The sequence below is a fragment of the Afifella sp. IM 167 genome, assembly GCF_020144925.1.
Lineage (GTDB): Bacteria > Pseudomonadota > Alphaproteobacteria > Rhizobiales > Afifellaceae > Afifella.
Window position 1 is genome coordinate 1 of sequence record NZ_NSLC01000016.1, and the last position, 24932, is coordinate 24932.

Below are 24932 nucleotides of genomic sequence, written 5' to 3' on the forward strand. Positions count from 1 at the left end.
GGTTTGGAAAGGGGGCGGGCCGGACCATCTTTATGGCGTGTCGCCGGCGCGTGACAATGCGGGGCGCGAGAGGTACAGGCGGTGCCGATGGCTTCGCTCGCCGCCCCTTTCCGCTGGCTCTTCAACCGGCCCTATCTCCTGTTGACGCTGACCTCGCTCTTCTGGGCGGGCAATGCCGTCGTCGGGCGGGCGGTGGTGGAGACGTTCCCGCCGATCCTCCTCGCCCAGCTGCGCTGGACCGGGGCGGCGATGCTGATCCTTCCTTTCGCCCGCTCGGCGCTGAAGGAAGACTGGCCGGTGATCCGCCGGCATTTCGGCGCGCTGACGCTGATGTCGCTGTGCGGCATCACCATCTTCAACACGCTGCTCTATACGGCGCTCGCCTATACGACGGCGCTCAACGTCGTCCTTCTGCAGGCGGCGATGCCGCTCACCATCGCCCTCGTCGTCTTCGTGGTGTTCCGCGAGCGGCTGACCGGGGGCCAGTTCGCCGGCATCATCGTCTCCTTCATCGGCGTCGCGATCATCGTCTCGGGCGGCGACTGGCACGTGCTGATGCATCTGAAGCTCAATCCGGGCGATGCGATGATGCTTCTCGCCGTGATCGTCTACGGCATCTATTCGGCGCTCCTGAAGCGCCGGCCGCCGCTGCACTGGCTGAGCTTCCTTGCGGTGACGGTCACCTGGGGTGCGGTGATGCTGCTGCCTGCCTCGATCTTCGAGCTGGCGCAGGGCGCGCGGATCGAGATGAGCTTTTCGAGCGCGGCGGCGCTCTTCTACGTCGTCGTCTTTCCCTCCGTGCTCGCCTATATCTGCTTCAACCGCGGCGTCGACCTCGTCGGTCCCAACCGCGCCGGACCGTTCTTCCATTTCGTGCCGCTCTTCGGCGTCATCCTGTCGGTGACGCTGCTCGGCGAGCGCTTCACGGTGGCGCATGCCGTCGGCGCGGCCTGCATCCTGGGGGGCGTGTTCCTGGCGAGCCGGCGCCAGCGCGTCAGGAATCGGGTGGAGCCTCCCGGCATGTCGTCGTAGCGACGATGGCATGAAAACCGAAAGCCTCGCATCGCGCCCCGGCCCTGTCATGCCGGCGGCGCCCAGCCTCGACCTTGAGAGCTGGGTGCTGCTCCTCGTCCTGTCGCTCCTGTGGGGCGCGTCGTTTCTCTTCATGCGCATCGCCGGCGAGGAGATCCCGGTCTTCACGCTGGTGCTGGCGCGGGTCGGGATCGCGGCCGTCGCGCTGCACGCCGTCATCCTCGCCACGGGGCGGCGCTATCCGACCTCGCTTCGCATCTGGGCAAGGGCGTTGCTGATGGGCGCGCTCAACAACGCCATCCCGTTCTCGCTGATCATCTTCGCGGTGGTGCGCGTGGGTGCAGGCGCTGCCTCCATCCTCAACGCCACGACGCCGATCTTCGCGCTCATCGTGGCGCATTTTTTGACCCAAGACGAGAAGATGACGCCCCGCCGGCTGGCGGGCGTGGTGCTGGGGTTCTTCGGCGTTGCCGCGATGATCGGCCCGGCGGCGCTGCGGGGGGTCTCGGGCGAGCTTCTGGCGACGCTCGCCATGCTCGCGGCCACCACCTCCTACGCCTTTGCGGCGGTGGTCGGGAAAGGCTTCCGCGCGGTCGATCCGGTCGTTACCTCGGCGCTGCAGCTGACGGCCTCGACGCTTCTGATCGCGCCGTTCGCCCTTCTGGCAGAGGCGCCTTTCGCTGCGGCGATGCCGAGCCTTGCGGCGATTTCCGCGACGCTCGCCTTCGCGCTCTTTTCCACCGCGCTCGCCTACGTCCTCTACTTCCGCATCCTGGCGCGGGCCGGCGGCACCAACGTCATCCTGGTAACGCTGCTGGTGCCGGTGAGCGCCATCGCTCTCGCCGCGCTCGTGCTCGGCGAGCGGCTGAGCGGGGCGGAATTCGCCGGCATGGCGCTGATCGGCGCCGGGCTCGTGGTGATGGATGGAAGGGTGCTTGCCTGGTTGAGGCGGGGTTGAGGAAAGGGTGAGGCGGCACTTGGCCGCCTCGGAGCGTCCAAGGCGGCCGGGGCCGCCTTCTGCGAAACCTAAAAAGCCTCAGGCGTCGGCGAGGAGCTTTTGCTGCGCTCCGCGGTCGCGCTCCTTGGCAGCACGGACCATCGCCTTCTGAACCTTCTCGAAGGCGCGGACCTCGAGCTGACGCACGCGCTCGCGCGAGACGCTGAACTCGCCGGAAAGCTCCTCCAGCGTCAGCGGATCCTCCGACAGGCGGCGCGCCTCGAAGATGCGCCGTTCGCGCTCGTCCAGCACCTCGATCGCCTCTTTCAGCATCTCGCGGCGCTGCGCCATCTCGTCCTGCTCGATGAGCGCCGTTTCCTGGCTCTCGCTTTCGTCGTCGGAAAGCCAGTCCTGCCATTCGCCGCCCTCGCCCTCATTGGCGCGGATCGGGGCGTTGAGCGAGGCGTCGCCGGAGAGGCGGCGGTTCATCGAGATGACCTCCTCCTCGCTGACGTTGAGGCGCTTGGCGATCGCGGCCACATGCTCGGGGCGCAATTCGCCCTCCTCCAGCGCGGAGATCTGGCTCTTGGCCTTGCGGAGGTTGAAGAAGAGCCGCTTCTGGTTGGCGGTGGTGCCCATCTTCACCAGCGACCAGGAGCGAAGGATGTATTCCTGGATCGCGGCGCGGATCCACCACATGGCGTAGGTGGCCAGCCGGAAACCCTTCTCCGGGTCGAAGCGCTTGACGGCCTGCATCAGGCCGACATTGCCTTCCGAGATGACCTCGCCGATCGGCAGGCCGTAGCCGCGGTAGCCCATGGCGATCTTGGCCACGAGGCGCAGATGGCTGGTCACCAGCCGGTGGGCGGCGTCGCGGTCGTCGTGCTCCTGGAAGCGCTTGGCAAGAATGTACTCCTCCTGCGGCTCCAGCATCGGGAAGCGGCGAATCTCGTCGAGATAGCGCGAGAGCCCGCCTTCGGCGGTTGAGACGATCGGAATATTGCCTGAGGCCATGATGACTGCCTGTGAAACGAATGGGTCGCGATCAAGGCGCAGATGGGTGAGCACGCCGACGCAACAAAGGGAAACGTAGCAGAAGCACAAAAGGTTCTGAAGAAGATGTGATATTTATCACACCGCGCCCGGCGCAAAGCCCGCCCGCCCGGGCCGGGATGCGGCTATCCGACCTTGCGGAGCGCCTGAAGCAGCGTCTCCATCTCCTTCGGCAGGGGGCTCTCAAAACGCATCGTCGCCCCGCTGGCGGGGTGGGCGAAGGCGAGAAGCCGGGCATGCAGGGCCTGGCGGCCGAGCCCTTCGAGCGCTTCGGCGGCCTCCGGCGCCAGGAGGGCCGCCTTGGTGCGAAAGGCCGATCCGTAAAGCCGGTCGCCGAGGAGCGGATGGCCGATATGGGCCATATGGACGCGGATCTGGTGCGTGCGGCCGGTTTCCAGCCGGCAGGCGAGGAGGCTGACGCGGCCGCCGGCGAGTCTTTCCTCCACCTTCCAATGGGTGATGGCGGCGCGCCCGGCCGGCCGGACGGCGCGCTTTTCGCGGTTTTTCGGATCCCGGTCGAGCGGCGCGTCGACGCTTCCGGCGGGAAGCTGCGGCACGTTCCAGACGAGGGCGGCGTATTCGCGCTCCAGCGGGCCCTCGCGCCCGTGATCGGCGAATTGCTCGGCCAGCGCCTGATGGGCGGCGTCGTTCTTGGCGACGACGAGGAGGCCGCTCGTCTCCTTGTCGAGCCGGTGGACGATGCCCGGACGCTTCACCCCGCCGATGCCGGAGAGGCTGCCGGCGCAATGGAAGAGAAGGGCGTTGACGAGCGTTCCCGACCAGGCCCCCGGGGCGGGATGGACGACCATGCCGGCCGCCTTGTCGACGACGATGAGGTCGGCGTCCTCATAGACGGTATTGAGGGGGATATCCTCGGCGGCCGGCTCCGCTTCCGCCGGTTCGGGAAGCGCCGTCTCGATCCGCTCGCCAGGTTTGACCCGGTAGTTCGGCTCGTCTAGTTTCCGCCCGCCCACGCGGACATGACCTTCCTTGATCAGCGCCTTGAAACGGCTGCGCGAGGTTTTCGGGTCCCGCCCGGCCAGAAAGGCGTCGAGGCGGAGCCCCGTCTCGCCGTGATCCACGGTGTAGTCCAACAGCCTGTCTTCGAGCGCCATGAAGCCCAATCGTTCCAGCGATATCCGCCCTGAGGCCGTGCCCGCGGCCGGCGACGACGACGCGCCGCTCGATCCCGCGGCCGAGAAGGTGCGCCGGCGGCTCGTGCGGCTCCTCATCGTCTCGTTCGGCACGATGATTCTCGGCTTTGTCGCCGTGTTCGGGGCGATTGTCTACAAGCTCGGCCTGTTCGGCTCGCCCGCCGCACCTGCGCCGACGAGTGCGGTTGCCCCGCCGATCGCGGGCAATGCGCGCACCACCTCGGCGGGCCTTGCCCTGCCGGAAGGAACGCAGATCCTTTCCAGCGCGCTCGACGGCGGCCGTATCCTCCTGCAGCTCAAGGGTCCGCAGGGCCAGGAGGAGCTGGTCGTCGTGGAGGCTGCGAGCGGCAAGGTCGTCCATCGCCTCAGCCTCGTGCGCGTTCCCTGAGGGATCCTCGACCGCCCCGCGCCCGCCGGTGCACCCGGTGCACAGATTGCGCCTGATGGCAGCGAATCCGGCTTGACGCAGGCGAATTGAAAGACGGCGAAACGGCTTGCCGACCGGGGCGGGTCCTGCCGCCTCGCACACCATCCCCACAATTCACTTTTCTCAACCGGGCCGGTTTGCGCGCCGGGCATTCCGGGCGCATCCTTCACACGTCGCAGGGGGATGTTCCTCGGAAGATCCTTCTGGAGCCAGGCAGGACCACCGGCCGGCGATGACCCGGCCTTCACGGGCGGGGAAAGAACCGACCAGAGGTTCGAGCGGGCACGACATTCGCCGAACTGGCGCTTCTTCCGAACGGGCACGCCCTTGCGGAAGGAACGAACGGCGGCGGATCAGGCAGCCTGCCTTCGGGCAATCTGCCGATAGGGGCCAGAGGCGCAAGTCTCTGGCCCTTGTCCTTTTGGCCGACCTGTCCTCCCGGCATCTTGTCCGTTCGGCCGCTTCGGCTTTCGGCGCTTTATTTCTTTGCCCGCCTCCCGGCTCCTTCCCATCGCCCCTCACCGCTGCCGGAGGGTGCGGCGCTGCCGCCCGAGAGCGGGGAAAAACTTTGCCGCCAAGCGCCTTGCGTCGGCGTGAGCCTGTCGCTATATCCGCTGCCGCCGCTCCCTTCGTCTAGCGGTCCAGGACGCCGCCCTCTCACGGCGGAAACAGGGGTTCGATTCCCCTAGGGAGTACCATCGCCTAAGTCGTTGATGTTGAACCGGAATTCGGCCCGGTCCGCCTGTTTCGTACACAGCTTCGTACACAGGCGTTCGATGCATGTTCTGACCCGCGGCACCGGCTCCACCTTCCAGATCCGCATCCCGGCCGATCTGGTAACGATTTTGGGCCATACTCCCCTGCGCACCTCCCTCGGCTTCCTGCCCAAGCGGGAGGCGCAGCGCCGCGCGCGCCTTCTGGCCGGGCAGGCCGAAATCTGGTTCACGCGTTTGCGGCAGGCACGTGAGATGGTTGGCGACGACGAGAAAAGCTTCGACACCTCCCTCCGCTCAGACTTCGCCTCCGCCCTCGGCGAGCTTGCCGAAGCGCCCGCCGAAAGATTCCAGAGCCTTCAGGAATACGAAGCGAAACTGAAAGAGCTGGAGCAGCGCCTTCAGGAGAAGGAGGCTGCCCTCGCGCTCAAGGAAAAGGCGGTCGTCGATCTCAGCGCAGCCGCGGCTTCACCGGCCAAGGAGGAGAGCGCCGATGCCGCCCCCGACGAGGAACCATCGGAGCCTTCGGTTCCGCTCTTCAGCGAGGCCGCGGCGGAGTTCCTGAAGGGCAAGCGTGAGGCGCTGGGGCCGAAGAGCTCCTTCGTGGCGCGCCGCGAGCTCGCGCTGCGCGCCTTCGGCGACATCGTCGGCGACCGGCCTCTCAACGAGTACCGCTCCGCCGACCTTCAAGACTTCGTCGCCGTCGTCGGCAGGCTTCCGCGCGACTGGGCGAAGAGCCGTCGCTTCGCGGGATTGCCCCTGCGTCAGGTCGCGGAGGCCAATAGCGGTCTGCAACAACCACTGCCTTTCCTCACGACCACGACTGTCAATGAATATGTCGCGGCGGTGCGCACGCTCTGGAGGACGGCCCGGATCGACCACGAGAGCGTCCGCCCCTTGGAGAAGGCTCAACTGACACTGCCGAGAACGCTGCGTCGGCCGACGCGGCGTGAGGGCATCGAGGTCGAGCATCTGAACCTATGGCTCGCGGCTGCCGCTGCTTGCCCCCGGCCGGACGATCGTTGGCTGCCTCTTCTGGGTTTGCTCACCGGCGCGAGGCTCGCCGAACTTGTCTATCTGCAAGGTCAGGATTTTCGGCGTGTCGGCGAGCATTGGACGGTCGATCTTCGCACCGATCTGACCAGCGACAATGGCGATCCGGTCGAGCGCCAGATCAAGACGCAGGCCGGGCGGCGCGTCTTCGCGCTTCACAAGACGCTCGATGAGCTTGGCTTTGTGGAATGGGCACGTCGGCGCGACGGCTTCATCTTCGATCTCCTTCACCGCGCCAAATGGCCAGCTCATACCGCTTCCAAGCGCATGCTGCGGCAGATGAAGGAGGTCGGCATCCACCTGCCGCAGGCGGGCGTCTTCCACAGTCTTCGTCACACCACCAAAGCCTGGCTGCGCGAGGAGGGACGCCCCCTCGGCACCGACAAGCGCATGGAGAATTTGCAGGTCGGCCACGCACTGAGCGGCATCGACGATCACTATGGCTGGCAGAGCCTGCGCCGGAAGGAAGTGGAGCGGCTCGCGACCCTGCCGCTTCTGGAAGGCCTCGATCTCTCGCCGTATCGAGGGCAGGTCCAGGACGCGGACGAAGAACCGAAACCGCGCCGACTGGCGCGGAAGCGACGGCCATCCCGCGCAAAGAAAGCGGCGCCAGGTGGCCGTTAACCATGTACTAACGTGCTGAGCTCACGTACAAAATCGGAGCTGGTATATGTTCTCGTGCTCTCGATGACGAGGGCATGAAGCGGCCACCGGCGCTGCGCCAACAGCGACCGGCGGCCTGACCACACAAGCAGGAGTGTGCTTGCAATGGCTGATCGCCTTCGTAGCCCGAACCGGGCTTTTCTCGAAATCCCTTTGTCTCTTGTCCTCTTGTCTGGACCGCCTTCGGTGTCGCCCAGTGCAGCGCACCGTCGCACCTGATCGACCTCTCCATCTGATCTGACGATTGGGAAGAGCGGCTCGCCGACGGCTGACGCCCGGCGGATTCTTCCGGACATTGCAGAAACCTTCCACCTGGCCACCTCTGCGGCCGGAAACGGCGGCGGCTGCGCGTGTTCTGAGTGATCCGCTGCGGGCGCCATCCCTCTATCCGGCCGTGCGCGCTTGTCCAATCCCCCGGGCCTCCGGCGGCGCCAGCCGTTCGCTGACCGCTCTCTCCGGTCGTCTCCACGCCAGAACCACATCTAAGGAAGACACCCATGTCGGAAATCATTTCCACCGCCGCCACCGAAACCGCAGCCCCCAACGATCTCGCCGAGGAATCGGCCATCTATCCCGAGGCCGAAGCAGCACCGGCCTCGAACGGCGCTGCCGAAGCCCAGCCGGACGCCGCTCCCACCGGCACCGACGCCGAGGCGATGCCGGAAGCCGGGAACGAACCGGCAGGCGGGGTCCTCAACCTCAGCGCCGAAGATTTGGCGCCGATGTCGTTCTGTGCCGCCGACCTCAGCAGCCTCAGCGTGATCCGCAGGCTGGACGCGATGTCCGGTCCGCTTTCGGCGCGCTCTGCAGAGAACCTGGTCGGCACCGCCCGCGCTTTCGGCGTGCCGTTCCGCAAGTTCGAAGCGCTGCGCGAATTCGGCATCAAAACGGGTGAGGCAGTGACCTACATCCTGGTCGGCCGCGAAGACGGGGAAACGCTCGCCTATGTCGGCGAGACCTCCAACGTCATGAAGCGCCTGGCCCGGCATCGCTGTGACAAGGACAAGGCTTTCGTCGAAATGGTCTTCGTCGTCACCTCCAAGAGCGGCCTCAACTCCAAGGACCTGGCCCGTCACCGGCAGGCGAAGTACGCCGCCCTCATCGCCGCTTCCGGCCGGGCAAAACTCGTCGGTGCAGCTCCCGAGGCGGCGGAGCTCCCCCCGGTCTTCGCGGCCATTGCGGAGCCTCTCTTGGATCAGGAGCGTCCGCTCCTTTGGGATCTCGGCTGTCCGCTGCTGGAGCCCTCACTCCGTCATCCGGCGCTTGGCATCGTCGATGCGGAAGCTGTCGATCCCACCCTCGTCTCGCCGGAACAGGCGAAGAAGCCGATGATGGAGCTCGCCTATGCAGACCTCTTCGCGCGCGGGCTTGAGTGCGACAACCTCTTCATCGTGTTGCCCGGCTCGGAGGTCCGCGTTCTCGGCGAGAGCGGCAATGAGGAGAGCAGCGTGCGGGTGCGCCGGGCGATCCTGGAGAAGCGCGGCGTCCTGACCCCGATCCCCGGAGTGGAAGACCGGCAGCGGCTCACCTCTGCGGTGGCGTTCTGGTCGAAGTCCATCGCCGCCAGGGTGCTCGCCGGATCGCATGTGCCGAGCAATGTGTGGCGCCCGATCCACCCGTGGCGCTCCCTCGAAGTCGTCGAGTAAGGCTCCGTCCCCACAGCTCCACACCGCTCCACAAAAGAAGAACCGACCCGGACCGGCTGTGCCGGTCCGGCAGGAACAACTCGTCTCCCCTTTTGAAAGAGACTGCCATGCACATTCTCGAACCACACGGATTCACCACGCCGCTCGGTCGCGACCTTGAGCGTGCGGAGGGCCTCGTCGCAGACCTCCGCGCGCTACATGAGGGCCGGATTCCGACACCGCAGGACCTCGTCGATGCACCGCTCATCGACCGGTGGGCCTTCGTCACCATCCCCGGCACGGCGCTCATCGGTCACGTCTTCGGCCATCCGCTCCTCGGCACGCGCGAAGTCCTCACTTCGGCTATCTGGGTCGCCGCACCAGGGCACGGATTCGTGCGAACCCTCTCCAGGTACTACCGGCTGGGCTTGCCCGCCGACGAGACGGAGACGGGCTCATGAGCGACGACAAGAAAGAGAAAAAGAGTGCCCTTGCTGATCTGGCGAGGCATCGGGGTCCTGATGGTGACGACGACGACCCGCCTTCCCCGGTCTGGCCGGATCCGGATCCGGAAGGACGGGAGCGGCGAGAGCGAAGGTGGTTCCGGCGCGAGAAGGCCGCGAAGGAAAGGCGGCATCTGCCCGACCTCGCCGAGCTCATTCTCGGAATGCCCTTCTTCGGCAACGACATCTCGGCGGATGTGCAGACATGGGCGGAGCGCGTCTACCCGCTCATCCCGGAAGACGATCGCGGGAACCATCAGGCGCTGCGCAAGCACCTGACGATCCTGACCGTCTCCGCGAGTCTCGACGATCTCAAGGAAGCCTCGGAGGCTTTCCGGCGTGCAGGGAAGCTGAAGCGGGTCAACGCGTCAGAGGCGGCGATGCGGCTCGACTACTATCGCGCCTGCGTCGGCGACCGGCACACGCCATGGCGGATTGCCGGAGAGGCGATCTCGCGCGCGCATGACCGAAAGACGCCGCAGGATCAGGCGCTGGACTACGCGGTCGCCGCCGTCGGCTGGCTGCTTCATGCCGGGCGTTACGAGCCGCTTTCCGCCGACCGGCTTGCCCGGCAGCCTTCCCGGCCGCGCTCGAGTTTCCGGAACGACGCGACCGACCTCGGCCTCGATCTCTTGGAGCGCATTCTCAATGAGCGGGAAAGGCGCCTCTACCGGCGCGTCGAAGAGTACTTCAAAAGGGTCTATGAGCCGGACAGGGTCGGCATGTCATCGCCGCCCGATACTGGCGAGGCCGGAGCTGGCGACCTCCGACCGGGAGATCCGGGCCTCGTCGTCTTCCGCGCCGTTGGTAACGTCGAGACTTCGCAGCGGGTGGTGCGAGAGTTCTCCCGGCTCCTGAACAAGCGGCTGCGGCTTGCCCGACGACCGAATCTGGCGACCGTCTCAAAAGCTCTGAGGGACGAGTTTCCGCATGCCGCGGAAATTATTTCCGCGATCCTTTCCGAGCTCGTGCCCTTGGACATCGTCAGGCTTCGGCCCATCCTTCTGGTCGGCGAGCCGGGTGCCGGGAAAACAAGGTTTGCCGAGCGGCTCTGCGACGCCCTCTCGCTTCCGCACGAAACCTATTCATGCGGCGGTGTCGGCGACGCGGCACTCGGCGGGACGGCAAGGAGATGGATGTCGGCGGAGCCTTCGCTCCCGGTCAGCCTCATCCGGCGTTTCCGGCACGCCTCTCCAAGCATCATTCTCGACGAGATCGAGAAAGTGGGCACCGGTCGTCACAACGGGAACGCTCTCGACGCGCTTTTGCCGATGCTCGAACCGCTGTCGGCAGCGCACTGGCACGACCCGTACATTCAGGCCCCGGTAGACCTCTCTAATGTCGTGTGGATCGCCACCGCGAATGAACTCCAAAGCCTTCCGGCGCCGCTGAGGGATCGGTTCAGAGTCTTTCGTTTCCCGGAGCCGGGACCGGAGCACCTCGTTCCATTGGCCGACCGGCTCATGGCAGAGATCATCGTCGAGCGCGGACTGGACCGGCGATGGGCGATCCCACTCGATGGTGAGGAGCTGGCGGCGCTTCGCGCCGCATGGCCCGGCGGCTCCGTCCGCCTTCTGCGGCGGCTGGTGGAGCGGCTCCTGACAGCGCGCGACAGATGGCGGGCGGAAGAGGAGGTGCAGTGACCGATGTTGTCCCACCGGGAGCGCTTCCCTGCGGCAGAGCCGGGGTCCCACCGGCCGGAAGCAGAAAGGACCGTGACGACCGGCGAGGCACCACACGACGCAGCTTCTCTTCCCGGTCGCCTGCCTCCTGTCGTGCGCGGTCGTCGCCTGTTCGAAGATGACGAACTCGCCGGAGAGGGCCTGTGACGCCAGCAGCAAGGATATCCTAAGAGGACCGCCGAGCATCACTTCTCCCGGCAGATGCAGGCGATCTCTTCCCCCATGCGTCACCGGCTCGGGTCGCACGAGACCGCCACGCCACCTAAGCTGGCGCCATGAGAAAGCCGAAGCCACGCCGCCCGGAGCAGAAGGAAAAGCAGCGCGCCTACCGCGCCCGGCAGAAGGCGGAGAGAATTCCCTCGCGCGATGACGTCGCCCGCATTGTCCTGCATTGGGCGATCACCGGCGCCCTCGAGTCCGGCCAGGAGAAGCAGCTCGCGGGCCTCCGAAAGATGGTGATCGAACGTCTGGTAGAGCAGGAGTTCTCCGAGGAAGGCGCAAGGCGCCGTTTCGACGACATCGTAGCTCGCTACGAGGACGGCTGGGACTTCCGCGCCAAACCCCATCTTCGGCGTGTCATCTACGGGATTCCCGATGACGAACAGCCATGATTCCCCCCATTACTACCTGAAACGACGTTACCGAGATTTTTGATTCATGAGGAAACGGCGTTACCTGGATTGCCGACACGGAGGTAGACTTCGGGTCCGTCTCGCGGACCGCTTTCCGTTATCCAGGCAGACCGGCCGGACCGGGACCAGATGACGAGGCCGGATAAGCTGCCGAAGTCGAGACACTTGGGGACGGGGGGCTTACCGGACCGTTTCCGACGGTGTTGCCGATCCATTGCATGACCAGTGCTCGGAAGAACCTCTGCGGGCGACGCCACTGGCAGGTTCCTCGAACCGCACAGATCTGAATGCAGCGATAGCTGCAACTCAAATCACTTTATGAGCGTTTGTCGACGCCAACTCTCGACCGCCTTGTCCAGCGCCGCAGCGGCCGCGGCATCGGCCCAGCGGTCCCAGAACTCGATCGTCCCGCTGAGCGGTTCATTGACCGGCTTTGCGATGCGGATGCGCGTCGGCAGCAAGATGGCGTCGCCGACTACCAGCGCCTCGCCGGTATCGAGCACTGGCAGCAAGTCGCCGAACCCTCCCAAGCTGTCCGGCAGCAAGCGACGCACGACGGTCTGATCATCGCCGTTGGTCAGGCGCATGGCAATCAGGTTGTTACATTGGCTGACGACGGTGCGGTTCACCTCCGCCGGGCGCTGGCTGATCACCACCAGACCGACGGCATATTTGCGGCCTTCCTTGGCAATGCGCTCGAAGGTCGCAATCGCATTCTCCGCCGCCCCCGATGTCGCGTCCCGCGGAATGTAAAGATGCGCTTCGTCGCAGAACAGCGCGACCGGATGCCGGGCGCCTTGGGCACTCCACTGCTGGACGTGGAACGCCATGCGCGCGACCATACCTACGATCAGCGGCAGGATGTCCGACGGCACCTCGGAGAAATCAATAACTTTCACGCCGCCCTGGCCGCTCTTTGCGGCCCGACCGCCGAGCAACAGCATGACAACTTTATCGAGCCACTCGTAGCTGTCGGCGAGGCCAGGCGCCGGAAAGAGGAAACCGAGCCGGCGATCGGTGCGCTTGCCTTCGAGACGTTGGATCAGGCGGCTGAGCTTCCCGTGGAAATCGCCCTGCTTTTCAGCTCGGGTGCCAGGCACCATCTCGGTGTTAAGCCGCTCTAGCTCGGCGAGGACGGATGCGAACGCGAAGGGCACAGGACTGTCGATCGTGAAGTTGGCGAGAACCTCGGTATGCCCGCCAGCCTTCAGGAAACCGGTCTTGGCCTCGACGATGGCGCGAGACATGACCATCGCCTGATTGGGTGCGTTCTGGTCGCTGCGATCGACGAACATCGAGACCAGCGCCTCGTAGCTCATCAGCCAGTAGGGCAGATGAAGCACACCGTCGTCGAGACCTCTGCCCGCCTCTATGTCGCCCGGCCCCGCGACGCGGAGATGCACGAAGCCGTCGCCCGCCATCGACGCATATTCGCCGTGCATATCGAAGACGATCGCATTGGCGCTCTCCAGCTCGGCGACCTGTTCGAGCAGCCGGGCGGTCGTCCAGGATTTGCCGGAACCCGTGCTGCCGACGACGAGTGCATGGCGCTGGAAGAGCTTGTTGCCGTTGACGTAGGCTTCGGCGTTGGGATCGAGCGTATAAGCGCCGAGCGAAAGACGCTGAGCGCCTCCGGTCACTTCCGAGATCACGCCCATGAAGCGGGTCAACCTCTCGCCTTCGAGAGCGAAGCAGTAGGCATCGATCTCCGGCACGGTTTCGAGGGTGCGGCGGAAGATGTTCGCGCGGCCCCCATCGCGATCCAGCAAAGTGCCGATCAGCGTGATCCGGACCAGATTGACTTCGGGATGGGCTTCCTCGCCCCGTTCCACCTCGGCCACCTTGGCCTCTTCGAGCGCCGTGCGGGTGATCTTGTGAATGACGCCAATCAGCTTGTGGCCGGCGAGACTGCTTTGGAGCGCGACCAGCCGGTTGACCTGGAGGGCGCGCAGCGCCTCAACGTCGTCGACACGAACGATAACCGTGGCCGTGTCGACCGATTGGACGCGCCCGAGAGCTTCTTCGTCGGCGAAATCGAGGATGCTCATGCCGCTGTCCCTGTTACATGATTGAGGAATTGGTCGAGCCGCCAGAGCTGCTGGTCGAGAACAAAGCCCGCTGGCGCGTCGTGCATGTAGGCTCGCGCGCCGGCCGGGCCGTCTTCAATGGCGAGATAGCGTCGACACCGCCCACCTGTCAGAAAAGCCTTGGCAGACGGCGTCAGCTCCTTGGTGATCACGACGAGCGGTGTGGAATCGCGATCGCAGCGTTCGATCAGCTTCGTTTGGACATGCTCGTCATTGAAGCCATAGCCCACGCAAAAATAGGCACGGGCATTCTCTAGCGCATTGTCGCTGCACGCAAGGATCGTCCGGAAGGGCTCGCCGTGGGTCAGCCGATACTTCTCGATTCCGGGCGTGATCATGAGCGGCGCATAGTTGGGCGGGACGGCAAGCGCGCTGCGTATCCCGATGATCTGCTGGGCGGCGTTCTGGAACCAGTCGAGCGAGCCATGAACCTTCCAGACTGCGACCGTGCGCGTCTCGCGCCCCCTGATCGTGATCCGCGTCTTAGGATCTCGCGCGCGCGATTGGAGATAGCCGTAATTGAACCCTGTGAAGGTGCTGACGTCCGCGGCGTCGGCGGCATACTCGGCGAGGCGATCGTAATTGGGCGTGACAACGTGGATGGTGGTGTGGGTGCTGTCGAAGAGGTGCCTATAGAGCCTCGATAGGGGGAGATGGTGCCGGTCCGCCAGCAGCGCCGACAGCACGGCCAGATCAGAGGGCAGTAGGAATTCTCGTGTACCGCTGGCGATGAAATGCGTTTGCCGCTCGGTCGGACGGACCGCCTGCAATGCGCTTTCGAGATCGGTTCCGGTCTTGAGATAGGACAGGAAGGCGGCCCACTCCTTGTTCTCCTCCGCCGTCCACGCCGCGGGCGGCGTGGCGCCCGTCAGATGCGTTGCTAGCGCGCCCATGCCTGGCACGCCGTGGGCCGCCGATGCACCGCTCCCGAGAATGATCACCGGGGTTGCGCTCAGCGCGCCCTGGGCAAATTCCTGCGCGGTTTCGGCCGCACTCTTGGCCGCCATGTCTGACCCTCCCATAGATCTAGGCGAACCGACACGCCGTCGGTAGCGCCGAAATTATCTCCGCGCTACGTCCATCCTTGCCGTAGAGGGGGCTATCGGCCACGACCGCGCCTGACCCGACCTGTGTCGTTCCTGGCTCGCTCTCGTGTTCTTGGGCGCTGCTACCGACCTAGGCAAGCCGCTCTTCCGTTGCATCCAGACCGATAACCGAGACCGTGATCGGTCCATTGTCATTCTCAGTCAGCGTGCTCGCCAGCGCATTCAGCCGCCCGATCAATTCCTCGAACGTCACGGACGCATTCGTTGCGCGGTCACGCCAAGTCCTTGCCTGGTGGAGCGAAATCACCAGCACACCGTGTCGACGATTATCAGGTTTCAGGTAGCGCCGCGCCAACTGGTCGGTCAGCGCAACCTCAAGCTCTGTAATCGACCAGCCCTTGTTTGCATGCTTCACTTCGACTGCAACCTCGAGCGAAGCAGAGGTTGAGGATGTAATTATGTCAGGCTTGTCGCCTTTGGCGATTTCGGCCTCACGGTATGCATAATAGCGGTTCTTGGCGTGTCGCTTGAGTTCATGTACCAGCCATTTTTGGACCTCTTCCTCGTGACTTGCAGAAGCCACCATCTTCCTCGGAAAGGCGTCAGATCGCTCACCCCGAAGATCCGACGCTATTTCCGCAAGCGCACCACAAACGATGGCATAGAGCTCGGGTCCAGTCTTACCGGGAGCTGCCTTAGTTCGCTCGAGAAAGAGAACATCCTCCGCCTTCCAAGGGGGGCGCTCAGCATCTCGTTCCGCCATACTATGGGCGATCTCAGCAAGGCGCTTTGTGGACAGCCCCATGTTCGGATCGTCGATGAGGCCGCGTACAGCCGCGTAGGCCTCACTGGACTTCCTATTTGTCAACGCCGTCAGGACCGCTCCCCGGGCCTCCTCGGCATTGTCTCTTGCGTCGGGCGAATACCCTCCTTGGTGCACGACGTCGTCGTCGCGGCGAACGAAGCGGTAGGCGGTATGAACGAGAGCAGAAAGACTAGCGACTGGGCCTTCCTTCAGCGCTTTCTGGCAATAAAACCGATCGGAGTGCTGGGAGAACAAGCTCCCAAGGATTCGTTCCGCCTTCGTGAGACAACGTTTCCGCCCTGCCTCTTCTTTGCCAATTGGAACCATGACGGCCTGTGGCGGATCGCCCTGTTCGAACGGTTCTCTGCCCTCTGCGTCAAGCCACCCGAGGAGTGTCTCGATACCGTCGTCGGGCGCGACCTGCAGCAGGAAGGCGAGATGATGCAGCGCCCATTCGAGGTCTCCTTCGCCGCAAGCAGCATTGAAGCGATGGATAGCTACGGATCGGAGACGATTAAGGGTTTCGGCATTGAGACCGCCCTTCGAGATGATGCCGATCCCTAGCTTGGCAACATCGTGGGTACCTGGCTGCTCCGACAGCATGACATCGAGAAGGATCGTCGTGAATGAAGCGGGTATGATCCCGTCGCTCGCCCCATATGTCCAAAAGACCGGCCATCCGATCCTGTTTGTAGTCGACCATTCCGCCGTGACCATCGCCTGGAACACCGGGAGCGCCTTCTCTGGGCGAGCAGCGGCGAATTGCTCGAACCATACTGGGTAGCCGCCGTCCGTTCGCTGAAGGTGTTTCAGAACTTGGCCGACTTCGGGCTCTGAAAGCTTTGCCGCCCATTCAGGGTCTTCCTGAGCCGCAACGCTAATACCGGCGAAGGCGAGGACGGATGGCCTATTGGTGGTGACGTGTCCGCCCGCACCATACACAGGCGCCACAGGATCGATGAGGCGCCAAAGCATTGAGATGCCGTCGCGATAGGCTTCGGCGACGACACGACCAAAGCCTTCTTCGAGGAGACGCCATTCGAGTGCCGCGCTCAGAGCGACCGAGTTGCTTCTGCTCTCAAGCCATTTCGTAAGACACCACATATCCTGAGCGGATCGCCCCCAGCCGACGAGTTCGTCCGCGTTCGTCAGAATCGACGGGTTCGCGTTCAGCCGGTCACGGAGCGTTCGCCACCCTTCCTTTGCGGTGGCTTCCTTCCGTCGCTGCTTTTCTCGCCGTGCTTCAGAGCGGATTTCCCAATCCGTCTTCTCGGTTCTTGAGGGACTTGGAGAAAGGTACGTTTCGAGATCGGCAAGGAGGTCTGTCCCACCCTTCCCGATCTCCACCAAATGTCGGAGATCGGCTTTTTGCTCTTCCGAGAATTCCGCTGGTCCGCTGCTTTCCAGCCGCTCCTTCCACATCAGCATGACGATCGCATGCAGCGCGATCCGTCGATCAGCTTCGAGGTCTCGTTCCCGAACCGCATCTTCTAGCCATATCCGGTCCGCCTGATCCAGTTCCCAAATTGGTTCCCCGGCGAGAAGAATATCCCGCACTCTTATCGCTTCGATCTTTGCTTCATTCCTCCGAACTTCGTGGACGTCGGCCCAGAAGAGCGCTTGCTTGAGGCCCGGCACTTGTGAAACGAGCGCGGGAAGGGGGACGGCCGTTTGTGCTTCCTCGTCATCAAACGAGTCTCGTTCGATGATACGTTCGCAGGCCATCAGGAGAGGAACAAGACGGTGAGCATCTGCCCTGTGCCGAAGTCGCTCAACTGCGAGCCGCGCGAGCTTGTGCACACGATGAGTCAGCTTGGCCGAATGCTTTGAGATTCGCTCATGGTCATGTTTGAAAGGCCGTTCTAGACAGAGTGTCCCGAGACCCTCGCACAGATGGACACGTGTCAGGTCATCGGGGCAGCGCGCCCAGAATTCTGTCAAAAGATAGCCGAACCCGCTCGTGTAGCTCTGCGTTGGCTGCGAACGCCGCATGACTCCTATGAGTTCTGCGACAGCCAGATGTGCCGGAAACAGCTCGAACGCCCAGTTGCAGGCGAGTTGCTCTCCAGGCGCGGGCGCCCTCTTCAGCCATTCAGCAGCCTCCGCCAACCCAGTTTGGTCGGAGCAGGAGAACAAGGCTCGGATAGCAAAAATCCGCGAAACCTCGTCTGAAGTTTCGTCTAGAGCTGCCGAACGCGCCAAGTCTATGCAGTCTTCGATCGATCCTGCTTCAATCAACTCCAAGAGGTCTTGCCGGAACGACGTGCGGTCATTCTTGTCCCAGGCACATCTGATCGCAGATCCGAGCGAAGGGTCAGCAAAGAGCGCCATCTGTAAATGCTCAACCCTGTCGTTTCCGATCTCGCCTCTCGCATGGCGGGTGGCGAAGGCCTCAATGATGCTCACCCTAAGGGAAAGCGCGAGTGACCCCGGATCGCCCTCCTGGATAAGCACTAGAGGCTCACGCCGGACGATGTCGTGGGCGAAGGAAGGATCGAATTGGACGAGCCATGCAGCGGCTGCCCGAAGCGACGGGAGGACGGTCTCCACACCGTAAGGTTCCGCGAAGAGAAGCCGACGAATCTCAGACGCAGGGCACCCTGCATCGATCATCCTCTTCAGCCAGCGTGCGGTGAGATATTCCTGTGTCCCGCGGTGATGAAAACGGACACGGCCATAGGTGGCCGGTGCGAAGAGCCCTCGGCGCAAAAGTGTGGCACGTTTGGCGGGCGTCCAATCCGGGAGTACGTCCCTCACGTCGATAGCACCGGAGGCAAAGGCCGGGTCCACGTCCCCACTGCGGAGGCTCAATGATTTGCCAAAAGTGAGCGCGGTCGCTATCCGCTCAGCGCCTCGGAACGCCTCCTCCGGGCTCAACTCGCCGCTGTCCGCCCGCTCCTCGTTCTCTTCAGCGAGCTTCACAGTGACCGAATACTCGGTCATCTCGGACAAGCTGGCAAACCGTCGCCCATGATCTTTCCAGTAGCCGGCGAGGGCTATGATGTCTCCGGGCCGATCTGATAACGATGCCAGGCCGCTTCGCTGGATTGCTCCGATGAACGCGTCCGGATCCTCGACACCTTCGTATCGCGCCAATTCCTTCCGCTGGGCATTATCGAGAGGTACCAGACGGACGGTCAGCAATTCGTGTGTGTCTTGCTCCTTCGAGCCAGAGACACGAGGATACGTAGCGTTTCGCTCCTTGAAGACCGGATCTAGCAGCGGATCCTTTTGCTCATCCTCGCCTCGGTCCCGCACGGCCCTCATCTTGGCAGGAAGGATTTCATTGATCTGATCTCGGTCCGATCGACCTTTCCAGTCGCTCACCCGGCAGGAGACGAAGACGTTCACTCGCTCGAGATGCGGACCGGTTTCTCTCCTGAACCTTCTTAGAGCCTTGTCGAATCGGACCTGCGTGAGCCGCGCTTCGTCGACTGAATCCAGAAAGAACCATCCCAACTCTTCGCCATCCTCCTTCCAGGTGTCGAAGCGTTCGGGGGCGGTGTCGCCTTCGAGGGCTATGCTCAGACCTTCGGGGAGATCCTCGATACGAGCGAAGAACGCCGCTTTGCCTCGCTCCGTCAGACGGCGAGCCTGAGCCCGAAATTCCGAGGTCTTTCCACTATCCGCCTCGGCCAGGAGAACGACACGCTGAAATTCAAGAAGCGCGTCCCAATCGAGCCATCTGCCCGTCTTGCGCCCGAAATGCAGGCCGATACTAAGGCTCTCTTCCTTGTCGGTATCGACGCGAACGAAGTGGCGGTGAAGTTCAGTGAAATGCATCATATAATCGGGGCGAGCCAAGACAAAACCAGCGAAGTGACGGATGGCAGATTATCGTCAGGTCTCATTCGATTCCTCAAGCGGCCGCTTTTCCTCTCGGCTAGTATGAGGCGCCGTTCCCCTCACGGCCGTCTTGTCTTCTTCCCATTGTGGAGCCCCTAAGGCAGCTCGGCGGAAATGATTTCCGTGACGTTCCGTCCTCTGCGGAAACGGCGGGCTTTCCCACACCGGCTGCAAACCCGCTACCGAATGCCTCACGGCAGGAGAGCCCATTCGAAGTGCAAAAGAAGTACTACGGGAGCACTAGCGCTAGGACCAATCGACCACTTGTCATTTTTACCGTCCATTCTTAGCATCGAAGCACCGAAGAAGACGGACCTCACCTACTTCAACCTCAACAAAGAGGCTGAGGCGGAGATGCTCTGCTGACGCCGGGAACCAGCGACCGCTGAGCGCCTGCTGACGAGCGCGACGACTTGCTCGAAGGGGCACGCTTGACTGTAGTCCGGAAGAACTCATATGATTACAATTTATGCTTCCGCCGGCAACACGGAATCCCCTCTCGCCGATAGACTTGGGAGATTTGACCTTCGCGAATCAGATCGCAAAACTGCACGATAAAGTCCGCAGTTCGGTCCGCACCGACGGGCTCCTGACAAAGGAGGATATCAAATCGTGCGTGCAAGCAGTTGAGTTCGCCAACTGCGAGATTCTGGGGCTATGGGTGCACGGAAATCGTGTCAACCCTTCCCTGTCTTTTTATCAGAGCGGGGAAGATGGTACGATCACCTTCGCGCCCTCCTCGTCTCTCCAGAAGAAGGCGGGATTTGATGGGGACGTGGCGCATCTGAGAAACGATCCCCAAGCCTTATTCAGCGAGCACTTTGTAATAAAGAGCCCTGCGACTTCGCGGAAGCGGAAGGCGTTTCGTACCCTCCTAGACTGCGTATCTCTCATCAGCCGCAGAAGCGCCAATGCGACTAACTTAATATTGAGCCAAAACGTTCGTATCGCTCAGCGGATCTCAAGCATCGTGCACGGATTGACGCAAGAGGAATTTGTGTCAGTACTCGGTGCGTCTGGAGCGGCGATTTCGCAGCAGCTTCGCGCGCGGGCTCTTCTGATCCGACTGTCAAGTGAGGGAGTACTCACCGCTTGGAACGTCCATTTGCAGTCCGACAACGTATATGACGGACACAGGCAATCAATCGAGAGCGCAGCGCTCGCCCGGATACAGGGTCACTTCGCTGAAGCGAATCTTCACACCTATTCACACGACGAGCGCATAGAGATCGGCTTTATTGAGAATGTTTTCTCGGAGCTATGTCTACGCATTGCAGAACTAGAATACATCTATGCCAGCAATATAACAGCCGCTGTCGGTATTGTAACTACGCGAGCGATTATTCAACCAATATCGATAGGCGGGGAGCGCAAGGGAGAACGCTATTTTTACGTATTCCTTCCAGACGCAGAGCTGAAAAACCGAGACGTGCACTCAATAGCTGCATTCTCTTCAGCATTCTCCGACTCATACCGTCAGAAGAAAAAAATACAACTTCTTGCAAAGAGAAGCGGCAGCGATGCTGCCCTCAGGGAGGATCTGACAAAAACTCGGATCCACGAGTTGTTCGATGAAGCATTGAGAGCGCGACTTGATGACCTTTTCTCTGTATTGCGCTGCCATTCACTCACTGTTCGCCTCTATAATTCTGCTCGTAATAGCCTTGAATTAATTGCGGGAGATAACACTTTAGCCGCGGAGGCATATGACTCGCTAGACGATGACCAGCGAAAACATATACCTCTGTCCGCCTTCCGCACAAGTGTCAATGCCTTTACATTTCTTGTCGGCAATGAACGGGATGAGTTCACTTATATCCGAAATTTAAACACCTCTATCCCGTCTCGATACAAGAATTATGGCTTAGAAAAGTCGCTTCGAGTACGACAAACATCTAGGTCAGAAATATGCCTTCCGTTTCGTTTTGGCACGACTGTGATTGGTACGATGAATCTCGAAAGTCCAGTGCGGAATGGATTCGACCAGGACATCGAATTTCTCCTTTCGTATCGCGACTCCCTTGAACATCTATATCGCCAGTTTTTTCAGTCGTTCGACATGAATTGGTATCGCGCTCTAACCCGTTTCGCGGATCCGTTACATGAGCTAGAGAACTACCTGGATACAGATATATTCAATTCGGAACAAAAGATTATACTTCGCGACTTATTTCTTCGCGATAATTCCGGTGTAATTCCGATCGAACAAGGCGAGCTGTCTAGCCTGCGTCCGTGGTTTGAGCAATGGGTACGCTCTTTTTATAGCAAGGAGTCAGAGGATATTGTCTCTGACGTTTTAGATATCGTCGAGTTCAATATCGTTGGTAGGCCGCGACTTCCCGATTCGGTCTATGATACCGTAACGGTTATAATACGGAATCTCATAAAGAACGTGGAGGATCACTCTGACATACGGAGAGATAAAATCATCGTTTCGAACACAGCACGCTATCGAAATGCAGATGAAGCCGAAACCATACTTCGAATTCGGTTTAAGACCTTCGGGTATTTTGCGCCCGGCGTTTTAGAAACCATGTGTCTTAAGCCGATCCTGAAGACGCACGAGAGTGGGTCTACGCGGCATTACGGTGCCTACATACTCGGGCTTCTCGTTCGGTCCGTGGGTGGATTTGTCACGGTGGACGAAGATCCGGGCGGTGCTCCCGTTGTTATCGAGTTTTCCATACCGATGAATGGATAGACGATGCGAAAACTGAATGTCGTCATTATCGAAGATAAATGTAAGTTGTTTGAAGATCAGGTGGAAAAATATAAACGTCTTTTTTCGCTTTGCGGTTACAATATGCATGCGACTCACGCGGACGGGCAGGGACCCGCGCAGAAACTTATCAGATCTCGCGGTGGCATTGAACGTATTCACGTTGTTATATCTGATATATATTCCGTGGGGCCGAAGCGTGGGCTGCTCTGGATTCAACGACTTAAGGAAGAGTTTCCAGACTTGGTAGTTATAGGAAATTCTCGGCAAGAAATATCCTATCGGGATACGTCGGTCCTGTATCCGTCCTTTGATATGTATGTCGACAAGAACATGTTAAATCGGGCGGAGAAGGAGACCGACCGCGTCGTAACGGAGCAATTTCTAGGCTGTATGAATCAGGATGTGGACGTGTTTGTCGCGCCTGAATCGGACCTAACAAACCTTAAAGGCGACGACTTCAAGAATGGGGCTGATGATCGCGCCTTGAACTCGCTTGTCGCACAGGTGGTGTATGCGCCTGGCGAGTTCGACATGGCCCTTCATCCCACCTCGGTCAGGCTGTCGCCGATCACTAGTGGCTTTAGTGGAAGCTACGTCTTCCGAATGGATATCGAGTGCCCCAAAAGCGGCCTCCGGACGGTTCCCGCTGTGCTCAAAATCTCTCGGGATGACCAAGCATTGGTTGAGGCCGCGAACTATAAGAAATATGTTAAGTGGATTCTTCCCTATCGCTGGAGGGTCGACCTACTGGGTGACGGGCGCGTAAAAGGTTGGTCCGCAGTCTGTTATTCGTTCGTGCATAGCGCAGGGCACAGTTTTAATAGCGTGACGGACGCGCTTTTGAAGAGCGATTCGAAAGCGGTCATTCAAGTCGTCGATCAGATTTTCTCGCCTAGTTATCAGACATGGTACTCCAAGCGGCTGTGTACGGAAAGTGGTAGTACGCAGATATCGGCTCATTACTCAAAGGAATATTTTACGACCAAATCGCTTGCTGAATGTGGGAGCCAGTTCCGCCGCCACGCCCAGAGGTACTTAGGTGCGGATACGAGTGACAGCGGGATAGTCCACTTCCGGGAACTAGGCGTAACGATCAAGGAGCCGAGCACCGAACTATTTGCGGTTGGACGTGGTGCGTTTATCGAAACCATCTGCCATGGAGATCTTAATAGTAATAATATTATGATTTCGGGAACTGAGCTTACGTTCATCGACTTCCAGTCGACTGGGAGAAAACACGTTTTTCGTGATTTTGTCACATTTGAAAGCAGTATACGGTTGTATTATTCCGATGCGCCGGATGATGGTAAAACATGCATCGAGTGCGAAGGGGTAATCTCTTCAGCGGACGTGTTGCAAGAGCGAATTGGGGACAAGCCGGATCTTCCTGAGATGTATCGATTGATATTACGGGTGCGCCAGGCTGCGATGCGCAATTTTCCGGATGAACCGATGAGTAACTACCTTTATGGGGCGACGGTTTTTTCTCTGCGACTTCTTCGAATTACAGAACTTAGCCCCAAACAATATACGCGCCTCCTCTGTCAGATTGTGTCTGGTATGTCCAGGATTAAGACATGAGGCGCTTCCTTATTGCCCATCGGCCGTAATGCGTCCGAGCCGTTCGAGTCGGGTTGTATTACCTGAAGTGTTCGTCGTAGCCCGAAATGAAATGGAAGAATGAGATGAAGAGGGATGTCGTTCTCGGGGTTTCCTTGGCGGGGTTAAGCGTAGTTGTTTGTGCGGTTTTGTATAGGTGGCTCGATAATGACGATTTGGGTGATGCAACACTAGAGGTGTTTAAATTATTTCTGATTACGGGCCTCGTCGGTGGTGTGGTGTTGGTTTATCGCAGCGTAAAAGGTGCAGATGTTGCGGCCGAGAGGGATACACTACGGCTGGAAGAGTACCGTCAGAAGACTCTTCGAGCGTTCCATGCACTTCAGCGGGCGAGGCGGCTCTTGATATTGAATAGCAGCGCGGATGGGGACCTATTGGTTTTCAATGCGCGCGTTTGGCGCCTTGTTGAGGATCTTTGCGATGCTCAATTGATGGTTGAGGATCTTCGGCGGGAGCCGACGCGTGATGGTCGGGCATACTGCGGGCTAAACTTTAGTTCTGAGCTCAAGGGAATTGACGAGTTTATCCGTCAGGTGTTGCGGGAGTTCGAGGGAAAGTTGGAGACAAACGAGCGTAGGCTACGTATTCGGGACGTGCCGTATATTTCAGAGTTCCTTTTATCGGGGGAGAAGCCGGAGTATGCAGTCGCTATGGCGTCTATGCATAGACTGCTGCGCGATGTTCTGGAGCGGAGAGCCTAGGGTCCGTTTGCGGGGCGTAATTTGTTGTACTCAGGAGGTAGCAACTCGGGGCGGCCGTGCCTCGGTGATGCGTTTGCTGGGGCAACGGTTTACCGCTTCGGAGCAGAGTCAAGAACATGTAGTCATTGCGGTTGAAATCATTTCCGGGCACCCGCGATCTTGCCGAGCCCGGCGAAATTCTGTATACATCCACGATCACAGGCGGCCCAAAATTACGAAAAATCCGGCCTCCTATCAATGGCTTATGAGCTCCAGGGGTTCGAGTCCCCTAGGGAGTACCACCGCCTAAGCCGCTGACGTTTGCGCCGACGCCGGATGGGTCTGCGTGTTTGCGGCACGGCTGTGCACCCGGGCATTCGGTCGCCGCCGCCGTCGAAACTTTCGTCCGAGATCCCCTTTCTCTAAGGCGCTGATCTAGCGGCTCGCTCGCCGCTGTGCGTGGCGTGGCGCTTCTGCCCTTGCGGATCATCCACCCGCGGCAACCTCCGCGCGTCGTTCGCCGGATGATCCGGCTTACGGCCATCCGTCTGGGCTTGTCCGTTTTCTTCCTCCTCTATTCGTGCACGCGCGGGTTTTCTGCGCGCGACCGCGATGGCGCGCTGTGCGCCATCGCGGTCTGCCCTCGAGAGTG

General features: G+C 61.1%; 17 protein-coding genes and 1 tRNA gene. 13 read left to right on the forward strand and 5 right to left on the reverse strand.

Annotated elements, in window-relative coordinates:
- The first annotated feature begins 87 nt into the window (after nt 1-87).
- Together CLD20_RS19720 and CLD20_RS19725 are read left to right on the forward strand one after the other, a co-directional pair.
- Complete coding sequence (locus CLD20_RS19720; protein ID WP_224408390.1) at nt 88-1032, forward strand: DMT family transporter; 945 nt, start codon at nt 88-90, stop codon at nt 1030-1032.
- Between the two features lie 10 nt (nt 1033-1042).
- On the forward strand, nt 1043-1990 hold the full coding sequence (locus CLD20_RS19725; RefSeq protein ID WP_224408391.1) for a DMT family transporter: 948 nt from the start codon (nt 1043-1045) through the stop codon (nt 1988-1990).
- 78 nt (nt 1991-2068) lie between these two features.
- On the opposite strand, the gene rpoH is transcribed toward CLD20_RS19725, so the two are convergent.
- Together rpoH and CLD20_RS19735 are read right to left on the reverse strand one after the other, a co-directional pair.
- Complete coding sequence (gene rpoH, locus CLD20_RS19730) at nt 2069-2983, reverse strand: RNA polymerase sigma factor RpoH (protein ID WP_224408392.1); 915 nt, start codon at nt 2981-2983, stop codon at nt 2069-2071.
- A 164-nt stretch (nt 2984-3147) separates the two neighbouring features.
- The gene (locus CLD20_RS19735) at nt 3148-4137 is read right to left on the reverse strand and encodes an RluA family pseudouridine synthase (protein ID WP_224408393.1); all 990 of its coding nucleotides are present in this window, start codon (nt 4135-4137) and stop codon (nt 3148-3150) included.
- On the opposite strand from CLD20_RS19735, the gene CLD20_RS19740 reads away from it, so the two are divergent.
- The 7 genes from CLD20_RS19740 to CLD20_RS19770 all read left to right on the forward strand — a co-directional run bounded on the left by CLD20_RS19740 (nt 4136) and on the right by CLD20_RS19770 (nt 11453).
- Nucleotides 4136-4564, forward strand: a complete 429-nt coding sequence (locus tag CLD20_RS19740) for a hypothetical protein (protein ID WP_224408394.1) — start codon at nt 4136-4138, stop codon at nt 4562-4564. The two genes, CLD20_RS19735 and CLD20_RS19740, sit on opposite strands and share 2 nt — an antisense overlap.
- Before the next feature lie 661 nt (nt 4565-5225).
- A tRNA-Glu gene (locus tag CLD20_RS19745) sits at nt 5226-5301 on the forward strand.
- Between the two features lie 18 nt (nt 5302-5319).
- Nucleotides 5320-6993 carry a DUF6538 domain-containing protein gene (locus CLD20_RS19750; protein ID WP_224408395.1) on the forward strand — a complete coding sequence of 558 codons (1674 nt, stop codon included), beginning with the start codon at nt 5320-5322 and terminating at the stop codon, nt 6991-6993.
- Between the two features lie 536 nt (nt 6994-7529).
- Nucleotides 7530-8678, forward strand: coding sequence for a hypothetical protein (locus tag CLD20_RS19755; protein WP_224408396.1), 1149 nt, complete (start codon nt 7530-7532; stop codon nt 8676-8678).
- A gap of 107 nt (nt 8679-8785) precedes the next feature.
- Nucleotides 8786-9118 (forward strand): DUF6634 family protein, encoded by a 333-nt coding sequence (locus CLD20_RS19760; RefSeq protein ID WP_224408397.1) that lies wholly within the window; start codon nt 8786-8788, stop codon nt 9116-9118.
- Nucleotides 9115-10803: an AAA family ATPase gene (locus CLD20_RS19765; RefSeq protein ID WP_224408398.1), complete on the forward strand. Its 1689-nt coding sequence runs from the start codon at nt 9115-9117 to the stop codon at nt 10801-10803. Before CLD20_RS19760 ends, CLD20_RS19765 begins: the two co-directional genes overlap by 4 nt.
- A gap of 314 nt (nt 10804-11117) precedes the next feature.
- Entirely contained in the window at nt 11118-11453 is a 336-nt protein-coding gene (locus tag CLD20_RS19770; RefSeq protein ID WP_224408399.1) for a hypothetical protein, read from the forward strand.
- A 332-nt stretch (nt 11454-11785) separates the two neighbouring features.
- Here CLD20_RS19770 and CLD20_RS19775 read toward each other — a convergent pair whose 3' ends face one another.
- From CLD20_RS19775 to CLD20_RS19785, 3 genes are all read right to left on the reverse strand, one after another.
- Entirely contained in the window at nt 11786-13522 is a 1737-nt protein-coding gene (locus CLD20_RS19775) for an ATP-binding protein (protein ID WP_224408400.1), read from the reverse strand.
- Nucleotides 13519-14568, reverse strand: a complete 1050-nt coding sequence (locus CLD20_RS19780) for an SIR2 family protein (RefSeq protein WP_224408401.1) — start codon at nt 14566-14568, stop codon at nt 13519-13521. Before CLD20_RS19780 ends, CLD20_RS19775 begins: the two co-directional genes overlap by 4 nt.
- Nucleotides 14569-14737: 169 nt before the next feature.
- Nucleotides 14738-19216, reverse strand: coding sequence for a hypothetical protein (locus tag CLD20_RS19785; protein WP_224408402.1), 4479 nt, complete (start codon nt 19214-19216; stop codon nt 14738-14740).
- A gap of 562 nt (nt 19217-19778) precedes the next feature.
- Between CLD20_RS19785 and CLD20_RS19790 the strand changes: the two genes are divergently transcribed.
- From CLD20_RS19790 to CLD20_RS19805, 4 genes are all read left to right on the forward strand, one after another.
- On the forward strand, nt 19779-21959 hold the full coding sequence (locus CLD20_RS19790; protein ID WP_224408403.1) for a hypothetical protein: 2181 nt from the start codon (nt 19779-19781) through the stop codon (nt 21957-21959).
- A 3-nt stretch (nt 21960-21962) separates the two neighbouring features.
- Nucleotides 21963-23561 carry a phosphotransferase gene (locus CLD20_RS19795; RefSeq protein WP_224408404.1) on the forward strand — a complete coding sequence of 533 codons (1599 nt, stop codon included), beginning with the start codon at nt 21963-21965 and terminating at the stop codon, nt 23559-23561.
- Nucleotides 23562-23665: 104 nt separating this feature from the next.
- Nucleotides 23666-24301, forward strand: coding sequence for an AtpZ/AtpI family protein (locus tag CLD20_RS19800; protein WP_224408405.1), 636 nt, complete (start codon nt 23666-23668; stop codon nt 24299-24301).
- A gap of 443 nt (nt 24302-24744) precedes the next feature.
- The coding region (locus tag CLD20_RS19805; RefSeq protein ID WP_224408406.1) for a hypothetical protein at nt 24745-24932 on the forward strand (188 nt) is incomplete at its 3' end.